We start from the raw sequence: 17,710 nt of genomic DNA, 5'->3' as shown, positions 1-17,710 counted from the left end.
CTCTGTCCGGCCCCGCCGCAAGCGCCCCACGACCCGCGCGGGGCGCTTCTCCCTCGTCATGGACGCTTCGCAGCGGCACGGAGGGTCTCGTAGGCCTCCTCTGTCGTGGTTTCGCGGCCCAGGCGGTGGCCGGTCAGTTCGCCGTGGTCGTCGCTGGAGCCGGTCACCACCAGCCCGAGTCCGGCGGCGAGGCGGCGCAGGTGCGCGCGGTCCTCCTCGTCGTGGTCCGGGTGGTCGGCCTCCACGCCGCTCAGCCCGGACCCGGCCAGCTCGGCGATCCAGGCGTCCGGCATCAGGTGGCCGCGCCTCGGGTGGGCCAGGACGGCGGCGCCTCCCGCGGCCCGGACGAGGGCCACCGCCCGGACCGGATCGGGGGCGTAGCGGGTCACGTGGGCGCGGCCGCCCGTACCGATCCATTCCGGGGTGAAGGCGTCGGCGGGAGCGGCCACCACGCCCAGCGTGGCCAGCACGCGCGCGACGTGCGGCCGCCCGACCACGCCTGCGCCCGCCACGGCCGTGACCATGTCGATGGTGATCGGCACGCCCAGCTCGGCCAGCCGCCCGACCATGGCCTCCGCCCGGCCGTCGCGCCCCTGCCTGATCAGCTCGCACTCGCGCACCAGCGCCTCGTTCCCGGGGTCGAACCAGTACGCCAGCAGGTGCACGCTGCGCCCGTCGCGGCGGCACGACATCTCCATGCCGGGTACCAGCACCAGGCCCGCCTCCCGCGCGGCCCGTTCGGCCGCCGCGTGCCCGGCCGTGGTGTCGTGGTCGGTCAGCGCCAGGACGTCGACTCCGGCCGCGCGCGCCCGCCGTACCACCTCGGAGGGCGGCGAGGTGCCGTCGGAGGCGTCGCTGTGGCTGTGCAGATCGATGCGCATGAACCTGATTGTGGCGGACGGGAATAAGGCGGGAGAGTCCCGCGCTAAAGTCACCAAAATGGATCGTCAAGATTGGTGACTAAAATGCAGTTCGGCATTTTCAGCGTGGGCGACGTGACGGCGGACCCGAACACGGGCCACACGCCCACCGAGTACGAGCGGATCAAGGCGATCACCCAGATCGCGGTGAAGGCCGAGGAGGTGGGGCTGGACGTCTTCGCGATCGGCGAGCACCACAACCCGCCCTTCATCCCGTCGTCGCCGACGACACTGCTGGCCCATGTCGCCGCCCGGACGTCGCGACTGGTGCTGTCCACGTCGACCACGCTGATCACCACCAACGACCCGGTGAAGATCGCCGAGGACTACGCGATGCTCCAGCACCTGGCCGACGGCCGGGTGGACCTCATGATGGGGCGCGGCAACACCGGCCCGGTCTACCCGTGGTTCGGCCAGGACATCCGGCAGGGCGTCCCGCTCGCGATCGAGAACTACGCCCTGCTCCACAAACTCTGGCGCGAGGACGTCGTCGACTGGAAGGGCCGCTTCCGCACGCCGCTGCAGGGCTTCACCTCGACCCCTCGACCCCTGGACGGCGTCCCGCCGTTCGTCTGGCACGGCTCCATCCGCACCCCGGAGATCGCCGAACAGGCCGCCTACTACGGCGACGGCTTCTTCGCCAACAACATCTTCTGGCCCAAAGAGCACTTCCAGCGCCTCATCAGCCTGTACCGCGACCGGTTCGAGCACTACGGGCACGGCACCCGCGAGCAGGCCATCGTCGGGCTCGGCGGGCAGGTCCACGTCGGGGCCAGGTCGCAGGACGCGATCGCGGAGTTCCGCCCCTACTTCGACAACCACCCGGTGATGGGCCACGGCCCCTCACTGGAGGAGTACATGGCCGAGACGCCGCTGACCGTCGGCAGCCCGCAGGAGGTCATCGACAAGACCCTGACCTTCCGCGACTCGTTCGGCGACTACCAGCGGCAACTGTTCATCGTGGACGGCGGAGGCCTCCCGCTGCCCAAGGTGATGGAGCAGTTGGAGATCCTTGGGGAGCGGATCGTCCCGGTGCTGCGCGAGGAGTTCGCGATCGGCCGGCCCGCGAACGTGCCCGGCGCGCCCACCCACGCCTCGCTCCTGGGGAATAGGGGGCTGGCCATCGGCGCTCAACAGCAGTAGAGTTGAACGTTCAATAGTCAAGGTTGGTGATGAAAGTGCAGTTCGGCAGCTTCAGTGTGGGCGACGTGACGACCGACCCGACAGACGGCCGGACTCCGACCGAGCACGAGCGCATCAAGGCGATGGTCGCGATCGCGCTGAAGGCGGAAGAGGCCGGCCTCGACGTCTTCGCGACGGGCGAGCACCACAACCCGCCGTTCGTGCCCTCCTCCCCCACGACCATGCTCGGCTACATCGCCGCGCGAACCTCGCGGCTGATCCTCTCGACCGCGACCACGCTGATCACCACCAACGACCCGGTGAAGATCGCCGAGGACTACGCGATGCTCCAGCACCTGGCCGACGGCCGGGTGGACCTGATGATGGGGCGGGGCAACACCGGCCCGGTCTACCCGTGGTTCGGCCAGGACATCCGGCAGGGCGTCCCGCTCGCGATCGAGAACTACGCCCTGCTCCACAAACTCTGGCGCGAGGACGTCGTCGACTGGAAGGGCCGCTTCCGCACGCCGCTGCAGGGCTTCACCTCGACCCCTCGACCCCTGGACGGCGTCCCGCCGTTCGTCTGGCACGGCTCCATCCGCACCCCGGAGATCGCCGAACAGGCCGCCTACTACGGCGACGGCTTCTTCGCCAACAACATCTTCTGGCCCAAAGAGCACTTCCAGCGCCTGATCGAGCTCTACCGGGAGCGCTACGCCCACTACGGCCACGGCACGCCGGAACAGGCGATCGTCGGGCTCGGCGGGCAGGTGTTCATGCGGGCCAGGTCGCAGGACGCCGTCCGCGAGTTCCGCCCCTACTTCGACAACGCCCCCGTCTACGGCCACGGCCCCTCCCTGGAGGACTTCACGGCCGAGACGCCGCTGACCGTCGGCAGCCCGCAGGAGGTCATCGACAAGACCCTGACCTTCCGCGACTCGTTCGGCGACTACCAGCGCCAGCTGTTCCTCATGGACCACGCCGGCCTGCCGCTGAAGACCGTGCTGGAGCAGATCGACATCCTCGGCGAGGAGGTCGTGCCCGTGCTGCGCAAGGAGTTCGCGATCGGCCGGCCCGCCGGCGTCCCCGACGCGCCCACCCACCTGTCCCGACTTGGAGAGAAGAACTCATGAAGCTCGCCGCCGTCTCGGCCGGACTCACCCAGCCGTCCTCCACCCGCCTGCTGACCGACCGGCTGGTGGAGGCCACCGTGCGCGCCGCGGGCGACAAGGTCGACGTCGAGGTCGAGGTTGTCGAGCTGCGCGACCTGGCCACCGAGATCGCCAACAACTTCGTCACCGGCTTCGCCGGGCGGGCGTTGCGCGGCGCGCAGGAGGCGGTCACCTCGGCCGACGGGCTGATCGCGGTCACCCCGATCTTCACCGCCTCCTACAGCGGGCTGTTCAAGTCGTTCTTCGACGTCCTGGACCCCGAGGCGCTGCAGGGCAAGCCGACGCTGATCGCGGCCACGGGCGGCACGCCCCGGCACTCGCTGGCGCTGGAGCACGCGTTGCGGCCGATGTTCGCCTACCTGCACGCGGTCGTCGCCCCGACCGCCGTGTACGCGGCGGCCGAGGACTGGGGCAACGACGACGGCCTGCCCGACCGGATCCGGCGCGCCGCCACGGAACTGTCCGGCCTCATGAGCCACCGCGCCCCGGCCCGCGAGGAGCGGCTGGTCCCCTTCGCCGAGCAGCTCGCCGCCCTGACCCGGGAGCCCTGACCGCCCGCGCCCACCCGGTCGCGGGCCTCGAAGACCCTTCCTCCGGTACGGCGGCGCGGGCCGTACCGGCTCAGAGGTCTGAGGGTTTGACCATGCTGTAGACGACGCGCGCCTGGTGGTCGGCGCCCCGCTGGTTGGGGTGGAAGGGGATGACGGGGCCGAGCGGGTCGGTGGACAGCGGGAGCAGGCCCTCGACCCACCGGACCCCGGGCCGGCGGCAGACGTCGTGGCCGCGGCTGGTGGTGTAGGTGTCGGCCAGGCGTACGCCGGTGGTCCTGGCCACGCGGGTCAGCATGGCGTTGAGCTCGCGGAGTTTGGCCGACAGCCAGTCCATGTCGAGGTCGGTGATCTGGACGTAGGGGTAGCAGCCGCCGACGTCGGGCAGGCCGGCGAGGTAGTCGACGAGGAGGATCTCGGCGCGGGGCGAGCGCTGCTTGATGCCGTTCACGGCCGCCACGACCTTGGGCTCCGTTGCACGGATGTTTCCGGACATGCGGTCTACGCCGTCCACCACCCACCGCTTCTTGCACGGCGCCCCGAACGGCGCGGGCAGCGTGCCCCCGGGCAACGTCAGCGTGGGCAGCAGGCTGATGCAGTCTCCGACCGCCGCGGCCAGCCCCGCGTCGTTGCCGCCGATGCCCAGCGTCACCAGGTCGGTCGTGGCGCTCAGCCGGTCGAACTGCGGCCGGTTCACCCCGTCGATCAGGCCCCTGATCCGCGTGACGTCCTGCGGCCTGGTCATGTGGTCGGTGGTCGCGCCGCCGCAGGTCGCGTCGCGGAACACCGTGACGCCGAGGGCGGCGGCGACCTGCTTGGGATAGTTCTTGGAGCTCTGCACGCAGCCGCTCGGCACGTGCTTGGTCGTCAGGTGGACGATGGAGACGTCGGCGCTCCACGAGTCGCCCAGCGCGACGTACTCGCGGACATCGGAGGCGGGCGCCGTGACCAGGCCCGCCACGAGGATCAGAGGTAGCAGCACCCGCCCATTGTGACGGTCACCCTGTGCACCTGTCCGGTTACTGTATGGATACCAGCGTGGCGAACCGGGTGGCCACCGTGTGCCAGATCGGCGTGGAGACGGGCTCGTCGGCGACCGCCCGCGCGTACACCTCGCCGGGGTCGAAGCCGTCCACCTCCCACTGCCTGATCCGCTCGGGCAGCACCTCGGGGTGGAACTGCACGCCCCACGCCCGCTCGCCCACCCGGAAGGCCTGGTAGGGGCAGCGTTCCGTGGAGGCCAGCCACACCGCGCCCGGCGGCAGGGCGGTGACGGCGTCCACGTGGTGCTCGATCGCGGGCACCACCTCCGGCAGTCCGTGGAAGAGCGGGTCGGCCGCGGCCTCGGGACGGATCGTCACGGGCGTGCTGCCGTTCTCGGGCGCGCCGGCGTCGGCCGTCACCACCCCGCCCGCCACGTGCGCGAGCAGCTGCCCGCCCAGGCAGATCCCGAAGTACGGCACCGCCCGCTCGATCGCCTGAACCGCCAGCTTGCGGGTCTCGGCCAGCCAGGGCGCGCGGGCGTCGTCGTCGGGCAGGTAGCCGCCGCCCAGCACGACCATCGCGTCGTGCTCCAGCGTCTCGGGCAGCGCCGCGCCCTCGTGAGCGTGCACGACGTCCGGCCGCAGCCCCCGCGCGGCCAGCCAGTCGCCGAACCGGCCGGGGCCGCCGCTCCGGCTGTTCTGCACGATCAGGACGTCACGCATCGTAGGCCTCCGCCATCCACTCGAGAATCCGCCCGTCCACGTCCTCGGGGCGGGTGAGCTTGAAGAAGTGCGCGTAGCGCCCGGAGCCCATCGCGAAGCTCCGCGCCAGCAGCGGGTGCGCGATCGGCCGGGCGAGGGTGATCTCCACCTGCAGGCTGCGCGCCTTGGGGCGGATCTCGGCGAACTTGCGCTCGGCCTTCAGGAACACCCCGACCCCGACCGCGTCCTCGTGCAGCGGGCCGAGCGGGCCCAGCGGCTCGACCAGGCGGTCGTAGATCTCCCGGTAGGCCTCGGGCCACGGCGCGAACACCGCCTCGACGGTGACGCCGGGCACGCACACGTGCGACTGCCGCTCACGTCCGAACTCACGGTCGCAGCGGGGGCAGACCCACCTGGTCATTCGCGGTGCATCGGACGCGTGGCGTCCTCTCCGCCGGCGGGCTGCTGAGGCTGGAAGACCGAGCCCGGCTCCTGGCCGGGGGGCCGCTGGAAGGCCGACGGCTGATGCTCCTGCGGCTGGAAGGCCGACGGCTGGCGTTCCTGCGGCTGGAAGGTCGGGGGCTGCTGGTAGGGCTGCTCGGGACCGGCCGCGGGCTGGTAGGCGCCCGGTCCGTACGGCCCCGCCGTACCGTGGGCGGCGTGCGCGGGCCGCCGCGCCGCCCGCCAGCGCGAGGGGAAGAACGAGGCCACGAGCATGCCCACGCCGAGCGTCAGGAGGATGCCGGTGTACATCAGCGTCGTCAGCCCCCGGCTGAACATGCTGGGCAGGAAGTCGGGCAGCAGCCGGAGCCCGAGCGACATCTCCAGGATCGGGAAGAGGCCGACGACGGTGTAGATCAGCCCGCCGATGAGCGTGGCGACCGGCGAGATCCGCGAGCTGAACATGAAGGCCACCAGCACGCCCGCGCCCGCCATGACCGCGAGCCCGATCCACGGGGGCGTGAAGGTCCGCATGGCGTAGTTGAACCCGTCCAGGCCGAACGAGAGCACCACCACCAGCAACGGCGCGAGCAGGAGCCCCGCCACTACTCCGAGTCCGTGCCGCGCACCGTTAGACATCTCTGACCCCCGTTCCGGTTAGTGCCATAACCTACCCCGTTGTCCGGCGCCGGTCACGGGGAGGTGTAGGTGTCGTAGCCGAGCTTGGCGGCCACCGCGAGCCCGCACGCGGCGGCGAGGTAGCGCAGGCTCTGGCCGGGCAGCCGCCTGGCGATCTTGGGCCCGACCCATCCGCCCAGCAGGAACCCGGCGGCCAGCGGGCCCACCGCGACCCAGTCCACCGGCCCGAACACCGCGAACCCGATCGCCGCCACCGCGTTCGCCAGCCCGGTCAGGACGTTCTTGACCGCGTTGACCTTGGCCGCGGGATGGTCGAGGACGGCGGAGAGGATCGCGAACATGAGGATCCCGCCCGCCGCCCCGAAGTAGCCGACGTAGACCGCGACGGCGTACATGGCCAGCTTGGCCATCACCCCGTGCTCGTGCAGCCTGCTCGCGGTGGGCGGGCGCACCAGCACCAGCGAGGCGCCGGCGATGAGCCACGGCATGATCAGCTCGAACGTCCTGGCCGGTGTGACCAGCAGCAGGGCCGCCCCGGAGGCGCCGCCCAGCGCGGTCAGCCACCCCAGCCGCAGCACCCTGGCGCCTTCGCCGCGCAGCTCGGGGCGTGAGCCCGCGGCGGCGCCGATGCCGGTGAAGAGCAGGGCCACGGTGTTGGTGACGTTGGCGGTCAGCGGCGGCAGGCCGAAGGCGAGCAGGGCCGGGTAGGAGACGACCGAGGCGAGGCTGACGACCGTGCTGACGATTCCGGCGGCGATCCCCACCCCGAGCAGTCCCAGCACCTCGATCACCTCCGACATGCTAGGAGGTGGCCGCCGGCCCGCCCGCGCCGGGGGTCAGGCGGTGAAGCCGGGGATCCAGCGTTCGGCCTCCGCGCGGAAGGGGGCGGTGGCCTCCAGCTGGCTCAGCAGGCCGTAGCCGGCGGTCAGCACGCGGAAGCTCATCACGTAGTCGGGCGGCACGTTGAGCGTGCGGAAGATGCTGGTGCCGTCACCCAGCATGTACAGGCCGCGCTCGCGCATCCAGTCGCGGGTGAAGGTGAACGACTCGGCGGCGATCGGCTCGGCGTACGGGCGAACGAAGGAGCCCAGGGCCGCCAGGTCGATCTCGACGCCGTCGCGGATGACGCCCTCCTCGCGGAAGACCCGGGCGACGCCTTCGATGTCGTCGGCGGCGCCGTACCTGAGCATGGGTCCCACGGCGGGCGGGTGGCCGTGGGGATAGGCCTTCACGGCGCCGAAGTCCAGCACCCCGAGGCGCCCGTCGGGGGTGACGCGGAAGTTGCCGGGGTGCGGGTCGCCGTGCAGGTAGCCGCAGCGGACCGGCGAGGAGAAGGAGAAGCGGACCAGGCGCAGCGCGGCGCGGTCGCGGACCTCCTGCGGACCGTCGGCGATGACCTGGGCGAGCGGGGTGCCGTCGAGCCACTCGGTGACGATCACGTGCTCCGAGGCGGCCACGACCCCCGGTAGGGGCCGATGACGGCGGGCGGCAGCGCCGACTCCAGCACCGACAGGAGCTGCCCGATCTTCATGGCGCCGCCCTTGAGCTCGCCGAGCACCTTGAACAGCTGCTCGGCGGTGCGCGTCCGCACCTCGTCCGCGATGAGCTCGGCCGGTCTGCCGAGCGCCCGCTTGCCGAGACCGAGCGCGGTACGGCCCGCGTATCCGAGAGGAAGGGCGGCGAGCTTCGCCGTCCGGGCCACCGCCGACTGCGGAAGATCAGACATGTCCTTATCTTTTGGACTCAATGCCAATAAGGCAACGTGACAGTCGCCACATCGGATGCAACTCTCAATGCATGGAGGAATTGATCACGGCGCTGACCGAGGGAAACAGCGGTCTCATCGCGGTCGTGCCGGAGATCGACGGCCTGGAGGGCGCCGGTGTCACCACCGCCGCCACGAGAGCCTGCGAGGATCCCCGCGTACGCGCCCGCTTCCCCGGCGGCATCGCCTGGCTGACCGTGGGCGCCGACCCCCGCCAGTCGCTCGGCGACCAGTTGCTGGAGCGGGCGCTGGAGGTCAGCGGCGGCGCCGACCCGGCCGACTGGATCGAGGTGCTGCTGACCGCCGACGAGCTGACCGCCGCGCCGGGCGACGGGCTGGTCGTGCTGGACGGCGTGCGCGCGCCGCACGTGTCGATGCTCGCGATGATCGTCGCCCACCGCGCCAGCGTCCTGGTCACCGCGCGCACCGCCCGCGGCCTGCCCGGCAGCGCGACGGTCGTGCGGCTCCCGGTACGGCGCTGGCCGCTCCTCGACCGGCTCGCCGCGGCGCTCAAGACCCGCCCCGCCCGCGAGCCCGACCTGCGCGAGCCCGCCTCCCGCGAGAGCGCGGTCCACGAGCTGCTCGACGCCGGACTGGTGCGGGCCGAGCTGCCCGACAGCGTCGCCCGCCTGCTGGAGCTGGGGGCCTTCGCCACCGACCGCAACATCCCGACCGGCCTGGCCCGCCTGCTGTGGGCGCGTACCGCCGAGCTGAGCCCGATCGAGTCGGACCTCACGCTCGCCGGGCTGAGCGCGCTCGGCCTGCTCACCGAGGCCCCCGACCGTGAGGTGCTGCTCGTGCCCGACGTGGTGCGCGGCTACCTGCGCGCCGCGCTCGGCCCGGACGGGCTGCGCCGCGTCAACCGGGCCCTGGTCGAGGGCATCGACCGGGGCGCCGACGGCGAGGCCTCCCACGAGGACATCGCCTACGTGCTCGCCCGGCTGCCCGGCCACCTGCGGCAGGCCGGCATGAACGTGGCCGAGCTGGTCTGCGACGGCGGGTGGATCGCGACCAAGCTGCAGAGCTACGGCGTGGCCGCCGTCGAACAGGATCTGGAGCTGGCCGCGACGCCGCTGGCGCAGCGGCTGCGCCGTACGCTGGCGCAGAGCGCGCTGGTGCTGGCCAGGACCGAGCACGCCGCGCCCGCCGCGCCCACGGCGGCGGCCACCCTCGCCGGGCGGCTGTTCGCGGTGCCGGCGACCGCGCGGGAGATCGCCGCGCTGCTCGGCGGCTCCGGCTCGCCATGGCTGGAGTGCCTGTGGGCGCCGCCGGACCTGCCGCCGCCCGCGCTGCGCCGGATCATGGGCGCCCGCGGCGAGGAGCGTTACGGCGTGGCGATCAGCCCCCGCGGCGACTGGCTCGTCACGGCCGACGAGATCTGCACGGCGACCATGTGGAACCTGGACGGCACCGTCCGCACCGTGCTGACCGGCCACGAGGACGACGTGACCTGCGTGGCCGTCGCCCCCGACGGCACGTGGCTGGCCACCGGCAGCGACGACGGCACCGTGCGCTTATGGGCCCCGGACGGCACCCAGCGGCAGGTGCTCGAAGGCCACGACGACCCGGTCAGGCACGTGGTGATCGCGCCGGACGGCTCCTGGCTGGCCTCGTGCGCCGAGGACCTCATCGCGTGGGCGCCCGACGGCCGCCTGCTGTGGCGGGCGGCGGCGGCCGAGGACGGGCCGGCGCCCGTGATCACCCCCGACAGCGGCACGCTCGCCTACCGCGAGCACACCTGGACCCGCGACGGCCTGCCCTCGGCCGGCGCGGCTCCCCCGCCCCCCGACCCGCTGGCGGACGTGCGAGCCGCCGAGCACTTCGACCGGCTGGGCGTCACCGGCGTCGCCTTCGCCCCCGATCGCAGCTGGCTGGCCAGCGTCAGCCTGGACGGCAGCATCCGCCTGTGGGACGCCGCCCCGGGCCTGCCCGCGCCGGACGAGCACCTGCGCCGCCGCCCGCTGCGGGCGATCGCCGCCGTGGCCAACGGCAGCGCCCTGGTAACGGCGGGCGGCGCTCCCGGCCTCACGCTCTGGGACGCGGAGGGCAGCGCGCGGCGCACGCTGCACGAGCAGGTCACGTTCACCGCCGTGGCGAGCTCCGAGGACGGCGCCCTGCTCGCCGCCACCGACGACGAGGGCCTGCTGTGGCTGCTGGACCGCCACGGCGAACCCCTCCATCGCGTACGGCTGCGCGGCCCCGCCCGCTCCGTGGCCATGGCGCCGGACGGGTCCTGGCTGGCCACCGCCGCGCGGGACGCGGTGCAGTTCTGGCGCCCCGACGGGCGGCCGGCCGCCGAGACCTCGATGAAGGAACCCGGCCACCTGGCCATGGCGCCGGGCGGCGCGTGGCTGGCGGCGGGCGGCGAGTCCGTGCTGCTGCTCGACCCCTCGGGCCGAAGAATCGCGCCCGTGCTGACCCCGAGCTCCCCGGTGACCGGCCTGGCCGTCGCGCCCGGCGGCGCCTGGGTGGCCGCCTCCTCCACCAACGGCGCCATCCGGCGCTGGGACCGCACCGGCCGGCTGCGCGACGAACTGGAGGAGCAGACCGCGGCTGTGGGGCTGGCGGCGGGGCCGTTCGGGTCCTGGCTGGCCACGGCGACCGAGGACGCGGCCGTGCGGGTGTGGGACGTGCGCGCCGGCCGGTGCGTGGCCGCCATCCACCTCGACGCCGAGCTGACCGGGTGCGCCTGGACACCGGGCGGCACCCGCCTGTACGCGGTGGGCCAGGCGGGCCTGTACGGCTTCCGCCTCCACCTGCCCCGCTAAAGCTCCGGGAGCAGGTGGTCGACCGTGACGCCGTGCCGTTCGGCCAGCCGCCGGGCGATCAGCGAGCGGTGGCAGGCCACGGCGTCGCGCTCGACGCAGAGCAGAGCCACCGTCCCACCACCCGCCGGCACCGAAACGATCGGCGTGAGGTCGGCGCGGTCGAGGATCTCGCCGGTGTAGCGGCGGGTGTACTCGGCGGCGAGTTCGCGGCGCGAGCGCTTGCCGACCCCCTGGCGCTCGTCCTCTGCGTATTGGAGGTGGCGCAGTTCGGTGGTCGGCGCGAGCTCACGGTGGTGCTCGTAGCCGATCCGGGCATGGGCGAGGGCCGCCTGCAGCCGCAGGGAGTTCGCCCAGGCGTACTCGGGTCCGCGGACGCCGCGCCGCTGGCGTACGTCGAGCAGCAGGCGGACGTCCGCCTGCCGCAGCCGTCGCAGGAAGGAGTCGCCGTCGAAGCCGTAGACGCCGACCGTCACCATTCTGAACACCGGAGAATCACCCGTCCTCCCACTCCTCGTGCCGCCTCCGGCGCTCTGCCGGAGGCGGCGGGCCAGGTCACGCGACGGCGGTCCCCTCAAGCTCGACCATCAGGTCGGGGACCGCCAGCCGGGTCACCCCGAGCATCGTGGTGGACGGCGCCACCCGGGCGGCGCCCAGCCGTCCCGCCAGCACGCCGTAGTGCTGGAAGAGCCGGTCGACGTCGGTGGTGTAGACGTTGAGCCGGACCAGGTTCGCGAGGGACATGCCGGCCTCGCCGAGCACGGCCTCCAGGTTGTCGAGGCTCAGCGCCAGCTGCGCCGCCATGTCATCGGCGTGCTGGGGCTTGCCGTCGGCGCTCATCGCGGTCTGCCCGGAGCAGTACAGGGTCCTGGCCTGCCCGGAGACGACCTCGCCCTGGTTGTAGCCCAGCTCCGTCGACCACGCCCACGGGTTGACCGCCGTTCGCTCGATTGCCATATCCGCTCCATTCGCTTCGTTCATCACGTACGCCGATCGGCTCGGTGGCCGTCGTCGTGCTCATCAGCCTCCCGGCAAATCACGACATCCTCTGTCGCGTATTCCTGTTAAGTTTTCGTATGCGCGCCGACCGGTTGGTCTCGCTGGTCCTGCTGCTGCGGCAGCACGGCCGGCTGTCCGCCGCCGCGCTCTCTCGCGAGCTGGAGGTTTCCACCCGCACCGTGCTGCGCGACATCGAGGCGCTGTCCGCGGCCGGGGTCCCCGTCTACGCCGAACGCGGCCGGCACGGGGGGTTCGCGTTGCTGCCCGGTTTCCGTACCGAGCTCACCGGGCTGAACCAGGACGAGGCCCTCGCCCTGCTGGTCGCCGGATCGCGGCGCGGCGCGCAGGCGTTCGGCCTCGGTTCCGCGCTCGCGTCGGCGATGCTCAAGGTGGTCGACGCGCTGCCCGACAGCTACCGGGACACCGCCGCCGGGGCGGCCGAGCGGCTGCTCATCGACCCGGAGACCGACCTCCTCTCACGCCGGCTCGTCGACGAGGAGGTGCCCGACGCCATCGCGGCCGAGGTCCTGCGCGCGGTGTTCGCCGGGCACAAGCTTCGAATCCATTACGCGGCCGCGGGCCAGACCCCGGAGTGGCGCACGGTGGACCCGATCGGCCTGGTCACCGTCCGCGACCGGGGCTACCTGCTGGCCACGAAGTCCGGCGCGGACCGCACGTACCGGCTGTCACGGGTCCTGGCCGCCAAGGAGCTCGACGAGCCCGCGCAGCGACCGGACCGGGTCGACCTCGACCGGGCCTGGCAGGAACGCAGCACCCGGTTCCGTACCGGCGGCGACCAGGTCGCCGTGCAGGTGCGGCTGAACCCGGCACGGCGGGAGGACCTGGTGGGCACCGCGCTGGCCGTCCTGTCCGAGGAGACCGGCGCGGACGGCCGGCTGCTCATGGAGGTGACCTTCCAAGATCGGAGACACGCCGAATGGGCGCTCTGGCAGCTCACCACGAGCGCGGAAGCCCTGTCCCCGCCGTGGTTGCGCGACGCGCTGCGCGAGCGTGCCACCGCGATCGCCACCCGCTACGGACCGTCAGCCTGAGCGGGCCCGCAGGCGGCGTACCAGAAGGGCCGACAGAGCGGCGGCGCCCAGACCCGCGGCGGCGGCGAGCCCGCGCTGGCGCGCCACCCGGCGCTCCACCTGCGAGTACGGCGTGGTGGAGAAGGAGACCAGCTCATAGCGGGAGACGTAACGGCCCGGCAGTGCCCGCTCCAGCGCGTGCTCAAGCCGCTTGCCCGCCAGGAACGTCTTCGAGCCGACCTTGTCGCGCATCTCCACGAAGTTGTCCAACGCCAGGCGGGCGATGACGTCGGTGTCCTTCCGGCGGCGTTCGAAGCGGTCCAGGGCGGCCGGGAAGTCGTCGCCGGTCTCGTCCAGGCACCGGTCGAGCTCGACGCAGTCCTCGAAGCCGCAGTTGGCGCCCTGGCCGTAGAACGGGACGATCGCGTGGGCGGCGTCGCCGATCAGGCCCACCGTGGTGTCGCCGAGGCGGGCGTGCCAGGGGGCGCAGCGCATCGTGACCAGATGGCCCACCGGGTTGGCGCGGAAGCCGGCCGCGAGCGCGGGCAGGTGGGCGTCCGGGTAGTGCTCGGCGAAGTAGGCCTCGATCTCGTCCGTTGTGCGCAGGCGGGCGAAGGTCTCGTGCGGCCAGAACAGCGTGCAGGTGAACGACCGGTCCGGGTTCGGCAGCGCGATCATCATCGAGCGGCCGCGCGGCCAGATGTGCAGCGCTCCCGGATCCATCGCGTAGTCGCCGTCGCGCGGCGGGATGGACAGCTCCTTGTAGCCGTAGTCGAGGTAGGACTGGCTGAAGTCCACGCCCGGCAGCGCCTGCAGCTTCGCGCGCACCGCGCTGTGGGCGCCGTCCGCGCCGATCACCACCGCGCCCGGCGGCAGCTCCGCCTCCACGCGGTGGCCGAAGATGACGGTGACGCCGTCGTGTTTCCCGGCCGCGTCGAGGAGCTGGTGGTTGAGGTCGGCGCGGCTGATGGAGTTGATGGCGTGGGCGCCGCCGGCGCTGTAGGGCTGGAAGGTGAGCGAACCGTCCACGGCGTGCATCATCCGGCCCGGCATCGGAATGGCCCGCGCGAGCACCTCCCCGTCCAGCCCGAGGCGGCGAAGCGCGTCGATGCCCCGCTCGGAGATCGCCAGATTGATCGACCGGCCCCGGTCCGCGCCCGCCACGCGCGGGTCCCGGCGGCGCTCGTGGACGGTGACCCGGTGGCCTCGGCGAGCCAGGAAACAGGCGAGCAGACACCCGACCAGCCCGGCACCGACGACGGTAACCTCCATCTTCCCTTGGTACGGCCCGCCACCCCCGATGTCCAGAAGCCCACCACCCCGCCACCCTCGGAGACCCCCCAGCCCCGAAGCACCCCAGCCCCGCGGGCACCGGACTTCCAGAACCGGATCCCACGACCGAGCCCCCGGACCGAACCCCAAGGCCCGGACTTCCAGGGCCGCACCCCCAAAGCCCGGACCTCCGGGGCCGGACTTCCGGGGCCGAGGGCAGGTAGGCGTCGGGACCTTGGGAAGCCGGAGCCTGGCTGCTGGCTGCTGGCTGGAGAGTGGGGCCCGGAGTTGTGACGCTTGGGGGCTTGGGGGCTTGGGGGCTTGGGGCTTGGGGGCTTGGGGGCTTGGGGCTTGGGGGCTTGGGGGCTTGGGGGCTTGGGGCTTGGGGGCTTGGGGCTTGGGGGCTTGGGGGCTTGGGGGCTTGATGGGTCGGTTGGGTGGGGTTTGGGTGGGTTGGTGATACTTGGGTGGGTGACTCCTCCTCGCCTCGTGGCCACCGACCTTGACGGCACCCTCCTGGACTCCACCGGCTCCCTCACCCCCCGCACCCGAGCGGCCCTGCGCCTGGCCGAGCGGGCCGGTGCCGAGATCGTGTTCGTGACCGCCCGCCCGCCGCGCGGCGCGGAGCGGGTGGCGGCCGTGGCCGGGGTGGCGGGGACGGCGGTCTGCAGCAATGGCGCGATCGTCTACGACCTGGCCGGCCGTACCGTCACCGAACGCGTCGACCTCGACCCGGCCATCCTCCGCAAGATCATGGCGGCGCTGGCGGAGAGTGTGCCGAGCATCGTGTTCGCCGCGGAGACGGGGCACAACGTCCTGTGCGAACCCGGCTACTCCCGGCGTATCCCCGAAGAGCTTGACTTCTACCGCGACGTCCCCTCTGTCTGCGACGCGGGCGAGCCGGTGGCCAAGCTGCTGGCCTGGGCGGCCGGTCATCCGGTGGACGAGCTGGCGAGCCTGGCCGCGGCCGCGGTGCGGGACCAGGTCACCATCACCCACTCCGGCGGCCGGAGCCTGCTGGAGATCAGCGCCACCGGCGTCGACAAGGCGGCCGCCCTGGCCCGCGTGTGCAGGGCCCGCGGTGTGGACGCCGCCGACGTGGTGGCCTTCGGCGACATGCCGAACGACCTGGCCGTCCTCGCCTACGCCGGCCACGGCTACGCGATGGGCAACGCCCACCCCCTCCTCCTGGAATCGATCGAGCGCCGCACCCTGTCCAACGACGAGGACGGTGTCGCCGCCGTCCTGGAACGCCTGTACGGCTGAGCCCCGCATACCCCATCTGTAGTACGGACGATCGCGACACCGGGCGGATGCCCGGCGGCGCGGGACCCGCGAGTCTGGTGGCCTCAGCCGAGATCGAAGGAGAACCCCGTGGTCACCCAGCAGGTCGTCAAGGAGCGCGGCGGGCTCAGGACCGCCTTCAAGGCCGCCATCGTGCTCAACGCTCTCGCGGTCCTGGCCCAGGGGGTCACGGCCGGCCAGCTGCTCAGCGGCACCGGTACCGCCGCCCACGGCATGGGCGCGGGCGCCGTGCACGTCGCGGGGCTGCTGGTGGCGATCACCGGGATACTCGCGTGGAAGCCGGGACGCGGCGCGGGCTGGCCGGCGCTGGTGGGGGTGGCGATCCTGCTGCTGGGGTTCGCGCAGTCGATGACCGGCGGGTCGGGGGCCACGGCGGTGCACGTGCCGCTGGCGCTGGCGATTTTCGGGCTCAGCGTGTGGCTGGCGGTATGGGCGTTCAGCCCTCGCATGTCGCGTATGTGAACAAGTACTGTCGGACTCGTGAGTGACGTGCGCGTGGTCGTGGGGCCGGGGGTCGTCGCCGATCCCACCCTTCTGTCGGAGGTCGCCGAGCGCGAGTTCGCGGCCTTGGGGGTGAAGGGGCACATCAGGTACGCCCGCACCGTCGGCGAACTGCGCCCCGACGGCGGCATCCCGGTGATCATCCCCGGACCGGATCCGGCGGCGCGGGCCCTCATGAGCGAGCCGGTGGGCCCGGTCGTCTGGCTGGACCTCACGCGCGACGACCGGGTGAGTCCCGGCAAGGACGCCCGCCACCTGCACGGACGCGGCGTGGACGGCCTGGCGTGGGCGATCAGGCACGCCGTGCACCGCACTCGCCACAGCGCCCGCCGCGTCCCCTACGGCCCCCACCCCGACCAGTGGGCCGACCTCTACCTCCCGCCCGCCGCCGTCGCGTCCTCCGGCGGGCTTGCGGTGATCGTGCTGGTGCACGGGGGCTACTGGCGTTCGATCTGGGCCGCCGACCTGATGGAGCCGCTCGCCGCCGACCTGGTCGGGCGCGGGTTCGCGGTGTGGAACCTGGAGTACCGCCGCCCCGACCTCCACGGCTGGCAGGCCACGACCGCGGACGTGGCGGCGGGCGTCGGCGCCCTGGCCGGCGCCGCGGAACCGGCCCTGGACCTGGGCCGGGTGGCGGTGGCCGGGCACTCCGCGGGCGCCCAGCTGGCGCTACGCGCGGCGGCCGACGGCGCGAGGGTGGCGCTGGCCGTCTCCCTGGCGGGCGTCCTGGACGTCGTGGAGGCCGGGCGCCGGTGGCTGAGCTCGGGCGCGGTGGCCTCCGCCCTGGGGCCGGACACCCAGGTGTACGGCCAGGCCAGCCCCCTGGCCAGGCTCCCCCTGAAGGTACGCCAGCTGGTGGTCCAAGGCTCGGGCGACGATCTGGACCTGGTCGACTTCAGCCGCCGCTATGCCAGAGCCGCCAAGGAGTCCGGCGACGACCTCACGTACCTGGAGATGTCCGGCGACCACTTCGCGGTGATCGACCCCGCCACCCCCATCTGGCGCACCACCGCCGTGGCCATGGCCAACGCACTCCGCTGAGACCGGGGCGTCAGGCGCGCATCTCGGAGGGCAGGGCGGTGCCGGCGTTCAGGAGTTCGACGCCCAGCAGTTCGCCCGACTCGCCGAAGTCGAGGACCACGTCGTCCGCGACCGCCTGCCGTACCGCCTCGCCCGGGGCGATCTCCCGCTTCATCGCGATGTAGGCCGCGTTGACCTCCTGGTCCAGCCTCAGGTAGACGGTCCTCGGGCCGGACGGTTCCTCGTCCCAGGACAGCAGGCCCTCGCGGCCCTCCGGCGAGTTGGCCACCGCCGTGCGCAGGACCCCGAGCACCATCTCCACGACCTTCACCGCGTCCGCCTCGGTGACCTTGCGCTCGTGTTCCCATCCGTCCAGGCCGTCGATCCGGTAGGGGCACGACCACTCCCCCGTCGGCTCCTCGTACGGCAGGCCGACCGTGATCGTCACCTCCCTGGGCGGCATGGTGCGCAGGGTGAGGGTCCGGCTGGCGATCTCGTACATGCCTGCGACCTACCCACGAGCGG

General features: G+C 72.8%; 20 protein-coding genes. 8 read left to right on the top strand and 12 right to left on the bottom strand.

Translation table 11 applies throughout. The features are described from left to right. Positions 1–56: 56 nt before the first annotated feature. Positions 57–881: a PHP domain-containing protein gene (locus ACIBI5_RS06035; protein WP_397243622.1), complete on the bottom strand. Its 825-nt coding sequence runs from the start codon at positions 879–881 to the stop codon at positions 57–59. An 84-nt stretch (positions 882–965) separates the two neighbouring features. Between ACIBI5_RS06035 and ACIBI5_RS06030 the strand changes: the two genes are divergently transcribed. Genes ACIBI5_RS06030 through ACIBI5_RS06020 form a run of 3 tightly spaced genes read left to right on the top strand, consistent with a single transcriptional unit; the run spans position 966 to position 3,765 of the window. Continuing rightward, the gene (locus ACIBI5_RS06030) at positions 966–2,063 is read left to right on the top strand and encodes an LLM class flavin-dependent oxidoreductase (RefSeq protein ID WP_397243620.1); all 1,098 of its coding nucleotides are present in this window, start codon (positions 966–968) and stop codon (positions 2,061–2,063) included. A gap of 35 nt (positions 2,064–2,098) precedes the next feature. Beyond that, the gene (locus ACIBI5_RS06025; RefSeq protein ID WP_397243807.1) at positions 2,099–3,175 is read left to right on the top strand and encodes an LLM class flavin-dependent oxidoreductase; all 1,077 of its coding nucleotides are present in this window, start codon (positions 2,099–2,101) and stop codon (positions 3,173–3,175) included. Continuing rightward, positions 3,172–3,765, top strand: coding sequence for a CE1759 family FMN reductase (locus ACIBI5_RS06020; RefSeq protein ID WP_397243618.1), 594 nt, complete (start codon positions 3,172–3,174; stop codon positions 3,763–3,765). The genes ACIBI5_RS06025 and ACIBI5_RS06020 overlap by 4 nt, the downstream gene beginning before the upstream one ends. A 70-nt stretch (positions 3,766–3,835) precedes the next feature. Here the strand turns inward: ACIBI5_RS06020 and ACIBI5_RS06015 are convergent, their stop codons facing one another. From ACIBI5_RS06015 to ACIBI5_RS05985, 7 genes are read right to left on the bottom strand one after another with little or no spacing between them, the layout of a single operon-like run. Next, positions 3,836–4,744, bottom strand: a complete 909-nt coding sequence (locus ACIBI5_RS06015) for an SGNH/GDSL hydrolase family protein (RefSeq protein ID WP_397243616.1) — start codon at positions 4,742–4,744, stop codon at positions 3,836–3,838. A 37-nt stretch (positions 4,745–4,781) separates the two neighbouring features. Beyond that, positions 4,782–5,468 carry a type 1 glutamine amidotransferase gene (locus tag ACIBI5_RS06010; RefSeq protein WP_397243613.1) on the bottom strand — a complete coding sequence of 229 codons (687 nt, stop codon included), beginning with the start codon at positions 5,466–5,468 and terminating at the stop codon, positions 4,782–4,784. Continuing rightward, on the bottom strand, positions 5,461–5,868 hold the full coding sequence (locus ACIBI5_RS06005) for a DUF5655 domain-containing protein (protein ID WP_397243611.1): 408 nt from the start codon (positions 5,866–5,868) through the stop codon (positions 5,461–5,463). The genes ACIBI5_RS06010 and ACIBI5_RS06005 overlap by 8 nt, the downstream gene beginning before the upstream one ends. Beyond that, complete coding sequence (locus ACIBI5_RS06000) at positions 5,865–6,527, bottom strand: hypothetical protein (protein WP_397243609.1); 663 nt, start codon at positions 6,525–6,527, stop codon at positions 5,865–5,867. Before ACIBI5_RS06000 ends, ACIBI5_RS06005 begins: the two co-directional genes overlap by 4 nt. A gap of 53 nt (positions 6,528–6,580) precedes the next feature. Beyond that, the gene (locus tag ACIBI5_RS05995; RefSeq protein ID WP_397243607.1) at positions 6,581–7,318 is read right to left on the bottom strand and encodes a sulfite exporter TauE/SafE family protein; all 738 of its coding nucleotides are present in this window, start codon (positions 7,316–7,318) and stop codon (positions 6,581–6,583) included. Positions 7,319–7,363: 45 nt separating this feature from the next. Then, entirely contained in the window at positions 7,364–7,966 is a 603-nt protein-coding gene (locus ACIBI5_RS05990) for an AarF/UbiB family protein (RefSeq protein WP_397243605.1), read from the bottom strand. Then, positions 7,963–8,253, bottom strand: a complete 291-nt coding sequence (locus ACIBI5_RS05985) for a hypothetical protein (RefSeq protein WP_397243603.1) — start codon at positions 8,251–8,253, stop codon at positions 7,963–7,965. Before ACIBI5_RS05985 ends, ACIBI5_RS05990 begins: the two co-directional genes overlap by 4 nt. Before the next feature lie 71 nt (positions 8,254–8,324). On the opposite strand from ACIBI5_RS05985, the gene ACIBI5_RS05980 reads away from it, so the two are divergent. Then, entirely contained in the window at positions 8,325–11,060 is a 2,736-nt protein-coding gene (locus tag ACIBI5_RS05980; protein WP_397243601.1) for a hypothetical protein, read from the top strand. On the opposite strand, the gene ACIBI5_RS05975 is transcribed toward ACIBI5_RS05980, so the two are convergent. After that, positions 11,057–11,536 (bottom strand): DUF488 family protein, encoded by a 480-nt coding sequence (locus ACIBI5_RS05975; protein ID WP_397243805.1) that lies wholly within the window; start codon positions 11,534–11,536, stop codon positions 11,057–11,059. The two genes, ACIBI5_RS05980 and ACIBI5_RS05975, sit on opposite strands and share 4 nt — an antisense overlap. Positions 11,537–11,612: 76 nt before the next feature. Continuing rightward, the gene (locus ACIBI5_RS05970; RefSeq protein WP_397243803.1) at positions 11,613–12,008 is read right to left on the bottom strand and encodes a RidA family protein; all 396 of its coding nucleotides are present in this window, start codon (positions 12,006–12,008) and stop codon (positions 11,613–11,615) included. Positions 12,009–12,133: 125 nt separating this feature from the next. On the opposite strand from ACIBI5_RS05970, the gene ACIBI5_RS05965 reads away from it, so the two are divergent. Further along, positions 12,134–13,108: a helix-turn-helix transcriptional regulator gene (locus ACIBI5_RS05965; RefSeq protein WP_397243599.1), complete on the top strand. Its 975-nt coding sequence runs from the start codon at positions 12,134–12,136 to the stop codon at positions 13,106–13,108. On the opposite strand, the gene ACIBI5_RS05960 is transcribed toward ACIBI5_RS05965, so the two are convergent. Next, positions 13,100–14,359 carry an FAD-dependent oxidoreductase gene (locus ACIBI5_RS05960; protein ID WP_397243597.1) on the bottom strand — a complete coding sequence of 420 codons (1,260 nt, stop codon included), beginning with the start codon at positions 14,357–14,359 and terminating at the stop codon, positions 13,100–13,102. The genes ACIBI5_RS05965 and ACIBI5_RS05960 overlap by 9 nt on opposite strands. 471 nt (positions 14,360–14,830) lie before the next feature. On the opposite strand from ACIBI5_RS05960, the gene ACIBI5_RS05955 reads away from it, so the two are divergent. The 3 genes from ACIBI5_RS05955 to ACIBI5_RS05945 all read left to right on the top strand — a co-directional run bounded on the left by ACIBI5_RS05955 (position 14,831) and on the right by ACIBI5_RS05945 (position 17,206). Further along, on the top strand, positions 14,831–15,625 hold the full coding sequence (locus ACIBI5_RS05955; RefSeq protein WP_397243595.1) for a Cof-type HAD-IIB family hydrolase: 795 nt from the start codon (positions 14,831–14,833) through the stop codon (positions 15,623–15,625). Positions 15,626–15,733: 108 nt separating this feature from the next. After that, positions 15,734–16,126, top strand: a complete 393-nt coding sequence (locus ACIBI5_RS05950) for a hypothetical protein (RefSeq protein ID WP_397243593.1) — start codon at positions 15,734–15,736, stop codon at positions 16,124–16,126. 18 nt (positions 16,127–16,144) lie between these two features. Next, positions 16,145–17,206 carry an alpha/beta hydrolase gene (locus ACIBI5_RS05945; RefSeq protein WP_397243591.1) on the top strand — a complete coding sequence of 354 codons (1,062 nt, stop codon included), beginning with the start codon at positions 16,145–16,147 and terminating at the stop codon, positions 17,204–17,206. Positions 17,207–17,216: 10 nt separating this feature from the next. On the opposite strand, the gene ACIBI5_RS05940 is transcribed toward ACIBI5_RS05945, so the two are convergent. Beyond that, positions 17,217–17,687, bottom strand: coding sequence for a DUF2283 domain-containing protein (locus ACIBI5_RS05940; RefSeq protein WP_397243589.1), 471 nt, complete (start codon positions 17,685–17,687; stop codon positions 17,217–17,219). Positions 17,688–17,710 lie beyond the last annotated feature (23 nt).

The sequence above is a fragment of the Nonomuraea sp. NPDC050540 genome (assembly GCF_044457485.1).
Classification (GTDB): Bacteria; Actinomycetota; Actinomycetes; order Streptosporangiales; family Streptosporangiaceae; genus Nonomuraea.
The sequence above is the reverse complement of the archived record's forward strand: the minus strand, read 5'-3'. Positions and strand labels throughout refer to the sequence as shown.